The 14,118-nt window shown below is 66.5% G+C and carries 14 protein-coding genes and 2 pseudogenes; 11 read left to right on the plus strand and 5 right to left on the minus strand.

The genetic code is table 11. The features are described from left to right. Window positions 1-20: 20 nt before the first annotated feature. The 5 genes and pseudogenes from JWP65_RS08095 to JWP65_RS08110 all read left to right on the plus strand — a co-directional run. Window positions 21-533 (plus strand): annotated as a pseudogene (locus JWP65_RS08095) (SDR family NAD(P)-dependent oxidoreductase); the annotation flags it as partial. A 139-nt stretch (window positions 534-672) separates the two neighbouring features. Further along, the gene (locus JWP65_RS08100; RefSeq protein WP_299762570.1) at window positions 673-771 is read left to right on the plus strand and encodes an SDR family oxidoreductase; all 99 of its coding nucleotides are present in this window, start codon (window positions 673-675) and stop codon (window positions 769-771) included. Window positions 772-829: 58 nt separating this feature from the next. Continuing rightward, entirely contained in the window at window positions 830-1,807 is a 978-nt protein-coding gene (locus JWP65_RS08105) for a tripartite tricarboxylate transporter substrate binding protein (RefSeq protein WP_299762527.1), read from the plus strand. Between the two features lie 567 nt (window positions 1,808-2,374). After that, window positions 2,375-2,488: pseudogene (locus JWP65_RS20105) on the plus strand (class II aldolase/adducin family protein); the annotation flags it as partial. A 128-nt stretch (window positions 2,489-2,616) separates the two neighbouring features. Continuing rightward, window positions 2,617-2,763, plus strand: coding sequence for a hypothetical protein (locus JWP65_RS08110; RefSeq protein ID WP_299762530.1), 147 nt, complete (start codon window positions 2,617-2,619; stop codon window positions 2,761-2,763). A gap of 11 nt (window positions 2,764-2,774) precedes the next feature. Here the strand turns inward: JWP65_RS08110 and JWP65_RS08115 are convergent, their stop codons facing one another. Continuing rightward, window positions 2,775-3,704 carry a LysR family transcriptional regulator gene (locus tag JWP65_RS08115; RefSeq protein WP_299762533.1) on the minus strand — a complete coding sequence of 310 codons (930 nt, stop codon included), beginning with the start codon at window positions 3,702-3,704 and terminating at the stop codon, window positions 2,775-2,777. Window positions 3,705-3,807: 103 nt separating this feature from the next. Here JWP65_RS08115 and JWP65_RS08120 point away from each other — a divergent pair, with 103 nt between their 5' ends. Genes JWP65_RS08120 through JWP65_RS08135 form a run of 4 tightly spaced genes read left to right on the plus strand, consistent with a single transcriptional unit; the run spans window position 3,808 to window position 8,986 of the window. After that, window positions 3,808-4,767 carry a tripartite tricarboxylate transporter substrate binding protein gene (locus JWP65_RS08120; RefSeq protein ID WP_299762536.1) on the plus strand — a complete coding sequence of 320 codons (960 nt, stop codon included), beginning with the start codon at window positions 3,808-3,810 and terminating at the stop codon, window positions 4,765-4,767. Window positions 4,768-4,769: 2 nt separating this feature from the next. Further along, entirely contained in the window at window positions 4,770-6,224 is a 1,455-nt protein-coding gene (locus JWP65_RS08125) for an NAD-dependent succinate-semialdehyde dehydrogenase (RefSeq protein WP_299762539.1), read from the plus strand. Then, window positions 6,221-7,837, plus strand: coding sequence for a benzoylformate decarboxylase (gene mdlC / locus JWP65_RS08130; RefSeq protein ID WP_299762542.1), 1,617 nt, complete (start codon window positions 6,221-6,223; stop codon window positions 7,835-7,837). Before JWP65_RS08125 ends, mdlC begins: the two co-directional genes overlap by 4 nt. Window positions 7,838-7,846: 9 nt before the next feature. Further along, window positions 7,847-8,986, plus strand: a complete 1,140-nt coding sequence (locus JWP65_RS08135; RefSeq protein ID WP_299762545.1) for an alpha-hydroxy acid oxidase — start codon at window positions 7,847-7,849, stop codon at window positions 8,984-8,986. A gap of 76 nt (window positions 8,987-9,062) precedes the next feature. On the opposite strand, the gene JWP65_RS08140 is transcribed toward JWP65_RS08135, so the two are convergent. From JWP65_RS08140 to JWP65_RS08155, 4 genes are all read right to left on the minus strand, one after another. Continuing rightward, the gene (locus JWP65_RS08140; RefSeq protein WP_299762547.1) at window positions 9,063-9,596 is read right to left on the minus strand and encodes an SDR family NAD(P)-dependent oxidoreductase; all 534 of its coding nucleotides are present in this window, start codon (window positions 9,594-9,596) and stop codon (window positions 9,063-9,065) included. A 4-nt stretch (window positions 9,597-9,600) separates the two neighbouring features. Next, on the minus strand, window positions 9,601-9,801 hold the full coding sequence (locus tag JWP65_RS08145; protein WP_299762550.1) for a hypothetical protein: 201 nt from the start codon (window positions 9,799-9,801) through the stop codon (window positions 9,601-9,603). A gap of 290 nt (window positions 9,802-10,091) precedes the next feature. Further along, the gene (locus JWP65_RS08150; protein WP_299762553.1) at window positions 10,092-11,150 is read right to left on the minus strand and encodes a tripartite tricarboxylate transporter substrate binding protein; all 1,059 of its coding nucleotides are present in this window, start codon (window positions 11,148-11,150) and stop codon (window positions 10,092-10,094) included. 85 nt (window positions 11,151-11,235) lie between these two features. After that, the gene (locus tag JWP65_RS08155) at window positions 11,236-11,982 is read right to left on the minus strand and encodes an IclR family transcriptional regulator (protein ID WP_299762556.1); all 747 of its coding nucleotides are present in this window, start codon (window positions 11,980-11,982) and stop codon (window positions 11,236-11,238) included. Window positions 11,983-12,130: 148 nt separating this feature from the next. Between JWP65_RS08155 and JWP65_RS08160 the strand changes: the two genes are divergently transcribed. Continuing rightward, on the plus strand, window positions 12,131-13,129 hold the full coding sequence (locus JWP65_RS08160; protein WP_299762559.1) for a 2Fe-2S iron-sulfur cluster binding domain-containing protein: 999 nt from the start codon (window positions 12,131-12,133) through the stop codon (window positions 13,127-13,129). Between the two features lie 27 nt (window positions 13,130-13,156). Beyond that, window positions 13,157-14,118 (plus strand): Rieske 2Fe-2S domain-containing protein (locus JWP65_RS08165; RefSeq protein ID WP_299762562.1); only part of this gene is annotated, 962 nt, incomplete at its 3' end.

The following is a 14,118-nucleotide window of genomic DNA, read 5'->3' on the forward strand; positions in this document are numbered from 1 at the left end:
GGCACGCGGCTGGCGGCAGGGTGGCGCTCGTCACCGGCGGTGGCGCCGGCATCGGCGCCGCCACCGCGCAGCTGTTGTGTTCCGAAGGGGCCGGCATGATGCTGGTCGACGTAGGTTCCGGCGCATTGGCGCGCACCGCGAAGGCCGTGCTGGACGGCCGGCCGGCCGCGCGCGTGGAGTTCGTCGCCGCCGATGTCGCCGACGCCGCAGCAGCGCAGCGAGCCGCGGCGCGCTGCGAAGAAGTGCTCGGACGGCTCGACGTGTTGGTGAACAACGCCGCGATGCGCAACTACGGCGCACTGTCCGATGCCACGCCCGAAGCGTGGCAGGCCATGGTCGGCGTCAACATGATCGGCAGCGCGAACTACTGCCGCGCGGTCTTGCCGCTGTCGCGCCGATCGAGACGTGGCGCGATCGTCAACGTCCCGGCCTGCGACACCGTCACCGGCCGCAAGGGCATGGGCCTCGACGACGCGACCGAGGCCGCGATGCTGGCCATGACTCGCACGCTGGCGCTCGAAGAGAGCAGCCATGGCGAGCGCGTGAATGCCATTTTCCCGGGTTCGACGCCCACGGATTTTCATGTGAATCGCACGCGCGCTGGCGGGACAGCATGGACGGCTCAAGACGCAGCGGCGGGACACCTCGCTGCTGGGGCCTTGTGCGGACCCCATGGAGATCGCATGCCCGATCTGCTGGTTGGCATCCGACGAGGCCTCGTTCATCACCGGCACCCCCCCGATGGTGGACGGTGGCCTCCACATCAAGTGAGGGCGGCGCCATTGCGGCCGGCCGCAAGCAGAGACAACAAAGCAAGGAGACACGTGTCATGAGCAAGATCAATCGCAGGGCCGCCCTCGTACTGACTGCCGCAGCCTTGTGCATCGGAACGCCCGCACAGGCGCAGGAATGGGCGCCCAGCAAGCCCGTGCGCATCATCGTTCCCATCGTCGGCAGCACCAATGACGTGGTGGCCCGCCTGGTGGCGCCGAAACTGCAGGAGGCCATCGGCCAGCCGGTGATCGTCGAGAACAAACCGGGAGCCGGCGGCAACATTGGCGCGGACATGGTCGCCAAGGCAGCACCCGATGGGCACACGCTGCTGATCGGTTACAACGGCCCGATGGCGATCAACGCCACGCTGTTCGACAAGATGCCGTACGACCCGGTGAAGGACCTCGCTCCCATCACGCTGGCCGTGAAGTCCCCGCAGTACCTGGTGGTGAACACCGCGACGGGCATCACCAGCGTGCGCGATCTCGTTGCCAAGGCCAAGGCGGCCCCGGCCAAGTATTCCTACGCCTCCATCGCCATGGGCAGTGCCTCGCATCTCACCATGGAGATGTTCAAGATGGCCGCCAACGTGCGCATGACGCATATTCCCTACCGTGGTGCGGGCCCGGCCGTTGTGGATCTGGTGGCAGGCAACGTGCATGCGGCCTTCATGGTGCCGGGCAACGTTCAGCAATTCGCCAAGGAAGGCAAGCTCAAGCTCCTGGCTTCCAGCGGCACGAAGCGGTTCGCCAGCACGCCGGACGTGCCGACGCTCATCGAACTGGGCTACAAGGACTTCGAGGCGACCTCGTGGATCGGGTTCCTGACCACCGCCGGCACGCCCAAGCCGATCATCGACCGCTATCACCGCGAGATCGTCAAGATCCTGAACTCGCCGGAGATCACGCAACGGCTGCATGACATGGAGTTCGATGTGGTGGCCACCACGCCCGAGCAGTTTGGCGGGTGGATCAGGGCGGAGATCCCGCGCTGGGGTGCGGTCATCAAGGCGACTGGCGCGAAGGCCGAGTAAGAGAACCCTCCATGGCACGCGTTCGTCACATCCCCATCCTGACCAACGACCAGGCGGAGCTGGCTGACGATGCCGTTCGCCTACGAGTTGTGTCCGGCGTCGGCCGCTGCCTGGAGATCGTTTAAGTAGCACGGGCTTGGCGCTGGGCTGGCGCCGACCACTACGACCGAGTGCTTCATGCGCGCGATCCTTCCCGACCTGCCGCCGCACGTGGAATGAAAGTTGCGGCCGAATTCATGCGAGCGACGGTATGTACGCGTTGCGCAAGCGTTCTGCCGGAGACATGTCGCACAGGATATGGGTCAGCGCGATTGCTCATTACCCGGGTCATGGCAAGAATTCCATGCTGCGGTCATGCCTCCCGCCGCGTTCATCGTGCACGGCGCGATCCATTTGGCGCGTCCGACGCGGGTTGCGTCTTGCACACCCACACCGACCCCGGCGTTGCCGTAGCGGCGCAGCAAGGCGGCGTGCTGCCGCGCTTGCAGCACGTCATGCGCTTACCGGCGCACGGCCTTCCATGACTTCGAAGGCATTGCCCTTTCGACGGGCCGGACAGCCCGGCCGGTGCGCGATCTCGGTGCCAAGAACGTGCTGATTCTGCGCAACCACGGCCTCTTGACCATCGGGAGGACTGTCGCCCATGCCTTCAAGGAAATGTTCTTTCTCGAACGGGCTTGCCGGATCCAGGTGCGGGCGCTTGCCGGCAGCGGTCCACTCAGCGTCCGCCCGCGGCGGTCTGTGCGCACGCGTGCGCACAGTTCTGGCGCGATTCAGGCTGGCTGCAGGGGCGCGACTGGAATGCGGTGGTGGTCCCCGCCGGCTTCACCGCATCGGGGCTGCCGGTGGGCTTGCAGATCACCACCGGTCACGGCGAAGACTACAAGGCCATCAAGCTGGCCGAGGTGCTGGGCCGGCTCCTCGGGGCGAGTGAGCAGCGGCCCCCTGTAGGCTAGGGCGCAGGCGATCACCTCGATGTTGCGGCGGGCCGGCGCGCGGCCGCCCGCAGCGCGGCCAGCAGGCCCTCGACCGCCGCCGAGTACACGGCGTCCCTGCGCCAGTACATGGTGACGGCGCTCTGCGTATCGATCTTCAGTGGCAGCCGGCGCAGGACCTTGTGGCGCTCCGGCAATTCGATGGCGCGTTCCGACACGACCGCGACCATGTCGCTGTCGGCCACCAGTGCGATGGTGGCGAGCACGGAGTTCGACTGCACGCTGTGGCGCGGGATGGCCACGCCTGCGGCAGTGAGCGATGTCTCGAGCAGCTCGCGCGACGGGATGTCGCGGGTCCACACCACCCAGCGCTGCGACAGCAGGTCATCCCAGCGCAGGTTGCGCCGCGCTGCCAGCGGGTGATTGGGGCGTACGGCGAAATGCATGCGCTCCTGGTACAAGGCCTCGCTGAGGATGTCGGCGTCCTGGTAGCGGGGAGATGCCCGGCCCACCGCCACGTCGAGCTCGCGTTGGAGCAGTTGCTGGTACAGGCGGTCCATCGGGGCCTCGAGCAGCTCGATATTTGCTTGTGGCATCGTGGTCAGCAGGTTCAGGACGGCCCGCGGCACCACGCTGGCGACCGCCGCGCCGGAGGCCCCCACCACGGCGCGGCCGCTGCTGCCGCTGCGCAGGGCCCCCATCTCGTCGCGGGCACGGTCGAGTTCGTTGCCGATTCGCTCCGCGAATTGGATCAGCGTGCGGCCGTAGTCCGTGGGCCGCAGACCGCGGGCGTGCCGCTCGAACAGGGGCAGGCCGATGTCGGTCTCCAGCTCTTTCAGCCATTTCGACAGCGCCGGCTGCGTCATGTGCAGCTGCTCGGCCGAGCGGCTGATGTTCTGCGTGGCGGCGAGGCTCTGCAGCACTTGCAGCTGGCGCAGCCTGAGTCGATTGGTCCAGTCCATGAGATCAGATATACAGTTAAAGGTATGGATTAGACCAATTAGTCATTTCCCAGGGAATACCTTGCGTGCCAATACTGGGGAACAAACTATCAGGAGACTGGCCATGATCCGCAACGCCGTTCCCGCGCTGCTTCTTTTTGCCTGCGCGATGGGCGCCCACGCACAGGATCCTGTTTACCCCAGCAGGCCCATCAAGCTGATCGTCGGCTACACGCCTGGCGGCTCCAACGACGTGGTTGCACGAATCGTCGCCAAGCGGCTCCAGGAAAGCCTTGGCCAACCGGTCACTGTCGAAAACCGCCCCAGTACCGGCGCGATCGTGGGCGCCGTCGTGACCGCCAAGGCGCCGCCCGATGGATACACCCTGATGATCGGCGCGAGCGGTCCGATCGTGATCAATCCCGCGACCTACCAGAGCCTGCCGTATTCGCCGCAGAAAGACTTCATCCCGATCTCCCTGGTGGCCAACTTCCCGCTGATCGTTTCGGTGAAGGCGGACTCCGGGCTGCAAACCATCGCCGATCTGGTGAAGTACACCAGGGAGAACCCGAAGCTCGCCAACTACGCGTCGAGCTCCTCCACCTTCCGGCTGGCGTCCGAACTGCTCAAGGAGCGCACTGGAATCGTCGCGGAGCACGTGCCGTATAAGGGCAGCGCCGACTCCACGCAGGCGGTGGCCTCCGGCCAGATCACCTTCAGCATGCTCGATCCGGGCCCCGCTGCAGGTGCCATCAAGGGCAACCTGCTGCGCGGCATCGCCGTGACGTCGGAACAGCGGATGGGCGCCTATGCCAATGTGCCTACGCTGAAGGAGCAGGGCGTCGATCTGCAGATCAAGTTCTGGATCGGCCTGTTCGCGCCGGCCGGCACCCCGGCCCCGATCATCAAGCTGCTGGAGCGCGAAACAGCCAAGGCAGTCGCCAATGCCGAAAGCGTCAAGAGCATGGAGCAGCTCGGACTCGAACCTGCTTCCAGTTCGTCGGAAGCTTTTGCCCAGCAGATCGGCCGCGAGATCCAGTCCTGGACGGCTCTCGCAAAACAGAAAAACATCAAATCTGAGTGACCATGCAAAGCAATCCGGCAGCGTCCTATCGCGCGCCGCGTCTCTACATCGGGGGCGAATGGCGCACCGGGTCGGCTCAGACGAGCAACCCGATCATCAACCCCGCCACCGAGGAGGTGATGGCCGAACTGCGGCATGCATCCGCGCAGGACCTCGAGGCGGCACTCGTTGCCGTCGAACAAGGGTTCGCGGTCTGGCGCAAGACGCCCGCAGCCGAACGGCAGCGAATCCTGTTGCGCGGAATGGAGATCCTGCGGTCGCGCCGCGAGGAAGTCGCGTACTGCCTCACGCTGGAGCAGGGCAAGCCGCTCGCGCAGGCCCGCTCGGAAGTGGACGTCGCGGCCGGCATGGTGCAGTGGTACGCGGAGCAGGCTCGCCGCGCCTATGGGCGGATCCTGCCTGGACCGGCTGAGGACACCGACTACGAGGTGCGCAAGGAGCCGGTCGGGCCCTGCCTGCTGCTGTCCCCCTGGAACGTTCCTCTGATCCTGGCGGCACGCAAGATCGGCGGGGCGCTGGCCGCCGGCTGCTCCTGCATCATCAAGCCGCCCGAAGAAACCCCGGCTGCCGTGGCCAAGATGGTCGAGTGCTTCATCGAGGCCGGCGTGCCCCCGGGTGTCATCAACCTGGTGTTCGGAATTCCGCAGGCGATCTCCGAGCAGCTGATCGCATCGGACATCATCCGCAAGGTTTCGTTCACCGGCTCGGTCGGTGTCGGCCAGCAGCTTGCGCGGCTTGCCGCCGGCGGGCTGAAACGTATGACGCTGGAGCTCGGCGGCCATTCGCCCGTGATCGTTTTCGACGACGTGGACGTCGATGCGTGCGTGCGGCAGCTCGTCGCTGCGAAGTTCCGCAATGCGGGCCAGCTTTGTCATGCGCCGACCCGGTTCTTCGTGCAGAAAGCAGTCTATGGCCGCTTCGTTGATCGATTCGCCCAAGCCGCGGCGAAGCTGCAGGTGGGCGACGGACTGGACGAGCGCACCGAGATGGGCCCGCTGGCCAACGCGCGCCGTGTCAGTGCCATCAGTGAACTCGTCGAGGCGACTAAAGCCAAGGCGACCTTGGTCGCGGGAGGTTCCCGTGTCCTGGAGCGTGGCTATTTCTTCTCGCCCACGGTTTTTGCCGATGTGGAGCTCGATGCGCGCGCGATGCGCGACGAGCCGTTCGGCCCGATCGCCTTGATTCGCTCCTTCGACATGCCGGCCGAAGCTTTGCAGATGGCGAACGCCACGCGCTTCGGACTGGGCTCCTACGTGTTCACGGACTCGGCTCGCCTGCAGCGCCAGATGGTCGACGGACTGCGCGTGGGTAGCGTAGCGATCAACAGCACCATCGCCACCGTGGCCGAGGCGCCGTTCGGTGGCGTCGGGGACAGTGGCTACGGCTACGAAAGCGGTGAAGAAGGGCTGGAAGGTTACCTGCACACAAAGTTCGTCCACCGTACCCAAGCCGTATGAACCTGTCCGACATTCTGCTGCCGGCCTCCGCCGACGCTGCACGCCAATCCACCGTCCGCGACGCCGTCTTCGACGTAATGCGTGCGTTCGGGGCCACCACGATCTTCGGCAATCCCGGGTCCACGGAACTGCCGATGTTCCGGGATTTCCCTGCGGACTTCCAGTACGTGCTGGGACTGCAGGAAGCCGTCGTTGTCGGCATGGCCGACGGCTACGCGCAGGTGAGCGGCAAGGTCGCCTTCCTCAACCTGCATTCGGCGGCCGGCGTGGGCAACGCCATGGGAAACCTGCACACCGCATTCAAGAACCGCTCGCCGCTGGTGATCATCGCCGGGCAGCAGGCGCGGTCCATCCTGCCGTTCGATCCCTACCTCGCATCCGAAGAGGCCACCGAGCTGCCAAAGCCGTACGTCAAGTGGAGCATCGAGCCGGGCCGTGCCGAAGACGTGCCGCAGGCTATCGCCACGGCCTGCTACCGGGCGCTGCAGGCGCCTTGCGGGCCGGTGCTGGTGTCGGTCCCCTCGGATGACTGGGATCGCTTTGCAAGCCGGCCCGCTCAGCGCACGGTCAGCCGCAGCAACAGGCCCGACCCGACCGTGCTGGCCGAAGTGGCCGCCGCACTCGACGCCTGCGAGCGACCGGCATTCGTCGTCGGCGCCGAGGTAGACCGCGACGGCGCGTGGGACGACATGGTCGGGCTGGCCGAAGCCCATGGGGCAGCGGTGTTCAACGCGCCGATGTCGGCGCGCGCGGGTTTTCCGGAGGACCACCCGCAGTTCATGGGTTTCCTGCCGGCGGTCCGTGCGCAGATCGTGCAGAAGCTTGCCGGCTACGACCTCGTGTTCGTCATCGGGGCCCCGCTCTTCACCTATCACGTGGAAGGCGAAGGCCCGCACGTGCCGCCGCAGGCGTCCGTGTACCACCTGACGGAAGACGCGAACGCCGCCGCCCGTGCACCATTGGGCGTGGCGGTGGTCGGAGGACTCGGCCTGTCATTGCGCGACCTGCTCGCCACGTCGCAGCCGCCACGAAGGACGCTGCCTGCCCTGCGCCCCCCTGTGCCGCTGGCCGAAGCGAGCGACCCCATGACCCAGGCTTACGTGCTGCAGACACTGGCCGGACTGCGAGGCCCCGACGACATCGTCGTCGAGGAAGCGCCGACGGCACGGATCCACATGCAAGCCTACCTGCCGATGGTCCGGCCGAGGTCGTTCTTCACGATGGCCAGTGGCGGGCTCGGGTACGGCATGCCGGCCGCGGCAGGTATCGCGATGGCGCTGCCTGGTCGCAAGGTCATCGGGCTCATCGGGGACGGATCGAGCATGTACGCGATCCAGACCTTGTGGACGGCGGTGCAGTTCAACCTGAACGTCACCTACCTGGTGCTGAACAACCGCAAGTACGGGGCGATGAAGCGCTTTGGCGGTGTGCTCGGCTTTCCGGCCGGTGCGCACCTGCCCGGCACCGACTTGCCCGGATTGGACTTTGTCGCCCTCGCGCAAGGGCATGGCTGTCCCGCCGAGCGGGTCGACCAGCCGGGAGACCTCGCCGCCGCCCTTGCCGATGCGCTGGGCCATGCGGGCCCGAGGCTGGTGGAGGTGATCGTCGCTTGAGGTTGCCCCGTGATCTTCGCGCTGGATGATTTCGAGGCAGTGGCGCGCAAGCGCCTGCCTCGCTGCCTCTACGGGTTCGCCGCGAACGGCTCGGAGCGAGGGGCCTCGGTCCACGCCAATGCGCAGGCGTACCAGCGCTGGGGGTTCATGCCACAAACCCTCGTTGACGTTTCGAACATTCGGCAGGACTGTTCGTTGTTCGGCAGGCGCTACGCATCACCCGTCGGCGTCGCGCCCATGGGTGGCTGCGCGCTGTTTGCCCATCGCGCGGACGAGGCGCTGGCAGCCGCTGCCCACGCACAGCGGGTTCCGTTCGTGCTCAGCGCCGCGTCGAGTACACCGCTGGAGCGCGTGCTGGAGGTGGCGCCGGCGACCTGGTACCAAGGCTACATGCCAGGCGAAGAAGGACCCATCACCTCACTGCTGGCGCGCCTGAAGGCCGCGAAGGTGGAAGTCCTGGTGCTGACGGTCGATGTGCCGGTCGCGTCGAACCGCGATCGCGATCGAAGGCTGGGGTTTTCGGTGCCGCTGCGGCCGACGCTGCGCCTGGCCATTGACGGCCTGATGCATCCGCGCTGGCTGGCGGGCACCTTCGTGCGGACCCTCCTGGCCGACGGCGTGCCGCTGCTGCCGAACTTTTCGGCAGAAGGTCCGGCGCGCCCGATCATCGCCGCGCCGTCGCCAGTGGCGCGGCAGCACCGCGACCGGTTCACCTGGGATCACGTGCGGCTGGCCCGCAGGCTCTGGCACGGCAGGCTGGTGCTGAAGGGGGTCCTGTCGCCGGCAGACGTTGGCCGGGCTGCTGAAGCGGGCGCTGACGCCGTCATCCTCTCCAACCACGGCGGGCGGCAACTCGATGGCGCGGTGGCGCCGCTCGACGTGTTGCCGCAAGCGGTCGAAGCGGCCGGCGCCATGCCGGTCTGCATCGACGGAGGCGTGCGGCGCGGAACCGACGTGCTCAAGGCGCTGGCGCTGGGCGCGCGGATGGTCTTTGTCGGCCGTCCGATGCTCTATGCGGCTTCGGTGGCTGGCCAGCGCGGCGTCGAGGCTGCCATCCAGATCCTGCGCGCCGAGATCGCGACGAGCCTGGCACTGCTCGGATGCGTGAGCGCCGACAGGCTCTGCCGCGATCACCTGCGGGCGCTTTGAGCCGTGCGCGGCAGCGATGCAACTCCTTCACGCCCTTGGGCAGCAGAGTGTCATCGGGCGCTTGCAGGCGAATGGTTCAAGGGTTGACGGTGATTCCCGGCTTGGTCGCGTTGACGCTGAAGGCGGGCATCTGGAGCCGGTTGGCCAGCGGGCGGACGGTCTCCCACTGCGTGCCGGTCATCGGGCTGGCGACGCCCAAGTCGCCTTCACTGGCGAACTTGCGAAACCGCAGCACGGCTTGCCCTGGGTCGGTGGACGAGCCCTGCACGTCGAGTGTGGCGACGCCCTCGTTGTTGAACGCAAGGTGAATGTTGCCGAACGTCGCTTGCACGCAGTCGGCGAGCTCATGCACCGACTGCGGGTCGGAGACGTCGCACTGCCGTCGTGCCACGTGCAGGCCATCCTCAGCAAGCGGGTTGCGAAGGTGTCCAGTCGAGCCTGCGGGATGTCGGCAAGCACCACGTTCACGCCCTTGCGGGAAAAAAAGTTCGGCGGTGGCGGCGGCAATGGCGGAAGCGGCCCCGGTCACGATGGCTGTCTTGCCAGCCCGGTTGGTGGTTATGGCTTTTAAGCTCCGGAATGTTGTTGATGCTGTTGTCGTGGCCGGCATCCTGCTAGAGATTGGCCCAGCCGCCCGCCAGCGGTGTCGTGCCCGTTCCGTTTACGCTCAAGGCATCGCCGAGGCTGCCGTTCGAATCGCCGTCGCCACTGAAGACGAGGCGGCCGTTCCATGCCTGGCCCATGGGCAGGCGGAGATGAAACTTGATCGCGTCGGGGCTGGCCGTCGGTGCCGGTGCGCTCGTCGATGGCGCCAATCACTTCGCAATGCTCCGGCAGGGCTGGGACTGCGCCGGTCGCCGCCGTCGCCCGCCGGACACCGGCGCTGACGACTTTGTGGTCGCACTGACGCTCCGAGGGCCTTGCAAGGCTGCGCGGTGCCGAAGGTTCTCGCCGCTGCAGGCGGCGTGGCGCGCCGGCCGACATCGCTGCTGGTGGCGAAGCCGGCGAGCGCCACCGCAGCGCCAAGGGCGAGCTGCTGGATTGATGCATGTGAGTCTTGCCCCGGCACGCCGCGTCGCCGGCGGAGTGCAGCGTGCTTCGCGCCTTACTCGGGCTTGATGTTGGCCGCCTTTGCGACCGCGGTCCAACGCGTGATGTCGCTCGCGATGCGGCGGCCGAGCGCGGCCGAGTCGGCGTCGCCCGGATCCAGGCCGAAGCCGCGCATCTTTTCGACGGTCTCCTTCTCCTTCAAGATCTCGGCGACGGTCGCGCGCAGCTTGACCAGCACGGGCTCCGGCGTACCCTTGGGCGCCATCAGCGCGGTCCAGATCGGGATGTCGTAGCCGGCGTAGCCGGACTCGGCGACGGTCGGCACGTCGGGCAGGGCAGCCGAGCGCTTGCCGGTGGTCACGGCCAGCGCCTTGAGCTTGCCGCCCCTGACCTGGGCCACGACCGCCGGGCTGTCCAGGACGCCCACCTGGATCTCGCCACCAAGGAGGCCGGTCACCACCGGGCCCGAGCCCTTATACAAGATGTGGTTGAACTTCACGCCGGCCGCAGCGGCCAGCGTTTCAGCGACCAGCACAAACGAGGTGCTCGGGGTGCCGTGGTCCAGCCTGCCGTCCTTCGACGTCTTCGAGAACTGCACCAGTTCGGCCAGGTTCTTCACCGGCAGCGTGGCGTTCACCGTGACAACTAGGGGAAACGATCCGAGCATCGCGATGGGTTCAAAGTCCTTGACCGGGTCATACGGCAGATTCTTCATCAACACCGGGTTGGTCGTGAGCCCGCCGCTGGAGGACACAAGCAGGGTGTAGCCGTCGGGGCTGGCCTTGGCGACAGAATCGTTGCCGATCGATGAGTTCGCACCCGGCTTGTTCTCCACGATGAAGCTCTGCTTGAGCTTCTCCTGCAGTTTCTGGGCGATCAGGCGCGCCAGGATGTCGTTGGTGCCGCCGGGCGCGAAGCCGACGACGATCTTCACCGGCTTGTCAGGGTAGGCCTGCGCGGCTGCCTGCGGGGCGTGCAGCGCGAGGGCCGTGAGCGCTGCGGCGGCTACGACACGGTAGATGGCGCGCAGTCTGCGGCGGGCGGAAGAAAGGCCATGAAGCATGCGGATGTCTCCTGCAAATTTTGACGAAGATCGAGGTCGGTCGTTGTCCATACCGCGGATCGCCTGTCCATCTTATGAGCGGAGATTGATCCACGTCAAATTTCGGATGTGTAGTCCGTAGTGCGGACTACGCCGCCTATCTCGCTGGTTTTCCTGGCTTGCCGAACCCGAGGGCCTCCGAAAGCTTGAGCGACTCCTCGAGAATGAGGTTGGCGATGGCCTTCTGGCGCCCGGCGTCGAGCCGGACCTCCGGCCCGAAGACGCCAATGGAGCCCGCGACACGACCATTGCTGTCGAAGAACGGCGCGGCGACGGCAACCGCGCCGGGGATCAGTTCGCTGCGGCTGGTGGAGTAGCCGCGCTTGCGGGTGGCGCTCAGTTCCGACTCGAGCTCCTTGAGGTCGAGATCGGTGCCTTGCGCGCAGACGCGGAGTTGCTCGCGGGTGGGCTCCAGGTACGCGAGGATGGCGCGGCCGGTGGCGCCCCGCACGATGCGTTCCGTGTGCCCGACGCCGCGCTTGAAGTTCAGCGGCTGGGGGCTGGGGAGTTCCGCCACGCAGACGCGCATGTTGCCCTGCAGGACATGCAGCGCCACGGTTTCGCTGGTTGCCTGCCAGATGCGGCGCAGCACCGGCTCGGCCACCGCGCCCACATCCAAGGTGGATTTCCACACATGCGATAGCTTCGCCACGGCCGGCCCGAGGCGGAAGCGCTGCGGCTCGCCCACGGACACCAGGAAGCCGCTCTCCTCCAGCGTGTACAGCAGCCGGTACAGGGTGGGCCGCGACAGGTCGACCCGCTTGAGCAGCGCGCCGGCGGAGAGCTCGGGATCGTCCTCGGTGAAGGCAAGCAGGATTTCGAGTGCGCGCCCCACGGCGCGCACGTTCTCGTTCTTTTCGACGGTAGCCATTGATCCGGGGATTCAGTTGGGATCGTCATTATGTCCACCATGCGGACAGATTGACCACGCAGGTTAAAAGTCCGTACAATGGATTTCATGTCCGACAAGCGGACTAACGCTGAGGATCAAGGTGACTCGTCCCGTCATTCCCGTCACGCTCCTGTTCGCCGATGGCGTGTCCCACCGGCTCGCTGTTCCGCGCGGCGGCAACCTGGTCGAGGCGGCCATCGAAGCGGGGTTGAACCTGCTGACCGACTGCTCCAACGGGCAATGCGGAACCTGCACCGCGCAGCTGGTGTCGGGGTCGGTGGACCTGGATGACTACGACCCCGCCGTCCTCCCCGACGACGACCGCGCCTCCGGCACCGTCCTGCCGTGTGTCTGCCGCATCAACTCGGCGTGTGCGATCGAGTTGCCTTACGACTCCACGGAAGCCATGAGCGACGAGCCGGCGCCGGTTTCCGCGCAAGTGACGGCGGTGGAACAGGTAGCCAGCGAAACCTTTCGCGTCGAGCTGAAGGCTACGGAAGCCGTCGTCTTCGAACCCGGCCAGTACGTTCGCATCACGCCTGCCGGTGCCGATTTTCACCGCTCGTACTCGATGGCCAATGCCCCCGGATCCGAGCGCCTGGAATTTTTCGTACGCCTGGTGCCGGGTGGAGCGTTCTCCGAGTGGCTGGGTGGCGCCAAGCCTGGCGACCGGGTGGAGCTGAGCGCGCCACACGGCACGTTCTTCCTGCGCGACGAGGCGCGGCCGCGCCTGTTCGTCGCCGGCGGCACGGGCGTCGCTCCTTTTCTATCGATGCTGCGCTCCATGGCCGGACATCCGCCACCGCACCGAACGACCCTTCTGATCGGCGCACGCACGCCGGGCCACCTGTTCGCACTCGATGAGCTGAACAACCTGGGCGAGCAGCTCAACGACGTCCACTTGCAGATCGCCGTGGAGCAGGAGGCGCAACCGGGCTGCCACGCCGGCTATGCCACGGAGCTGATTGGCCACCTCGGCCTGGACCCGACCACCCGCGTGTACCTGTGCGGCCCGCCGCCGATGGTGGAGGCCGGCCGCAGGGCGGCCGAGGCCGCCGGGCTCAAGCGTGGCGACGTCCTCTGCGAACGCTTTGCCTGACCCACATTGATCCGAAGAGAGAAACGCATGATCCCGATCACCACCGAATCCCGCTACAACGCGATGATCAAGCTGCGCGAAGGCAAGATCAGCCGCGAGATCTTCTCCGACAAGGAGATCTACGCGGAGGAACTTGAGAAGGTCTTCACCCGCGCGTGGCTGTTCGTCGGCCACGAGAGCCAGGTGCCCAACCCGGGCGACTTCTTCACCTCGCGCATGGGGGCCGAGTCGGTGATCCTGGCGCGCGACAAGAAGAAGAAGGTCCACGTCTTCCTGAACTCATGCCGCCACCGCGGCATGAAGGTGTGCCAGTACGATCACGGCAACACGCAGCTGTTCACCTGTCCCTACCACAGCTGGAGCTACACCACCGACGGCAAGTTGTTCGGCGTGCCGCAGTTCAAGCAGCTGTACGAGGGCTGCATGGAAAAGCAAGAGTGGTCGCTGATCGAGCCTCCCAAGATGGAGGTCTATAAGGGCACTGTCTGGGCTTCGTGGGACAAGGACGCTCCCGACCTGATGACCTACCTTGGCGACGCCAAGCTGCACCTCGACTTGGCGCTGGATTGCCGCGACGGCCGCGAAGGCGGCTCGGAAGTGCTGGTGGGCGTGCACAAATGGATCATCCCGTGCAACTGGAAGTTCGCCGCCGAGAACTTCCTGGGCGACACCTACCACAATGTCAGCCACCGCTCGGTCGACCTGATCGGCATCGGCCCGAGCGCCGAGGCGGGCGTGAAGGGTCGGCGTGACAACGAGATGGACAAGGCCCAGCACGTCTGGGCCAACTTCCCCGCCGGCCATGGCGTGCACAGCGCGATCATGCCCGAGGACTGGGAGTTCCTGAACACGTACCAGAACAACCCGGTGGTGGCGGAGTACTTCCGTGAAGCGCACACCAGGCGCAGGGAACGCCTGGGCGCCGAGCAGAGCCGCCTGATTCCCTTCGTCGGCACGATCTACCCCAACGTATCGTTCCACGGCAACCA

Source organism: Ramlibacter sp., from assembly GCF_028292805.1.
Classification (GTDB): domain Bacteria; phylum Pseudomonadota; class Gammaproteobacteria; order Burkholderiales; family Burkholderiaceae_C; genus Ramlibacter.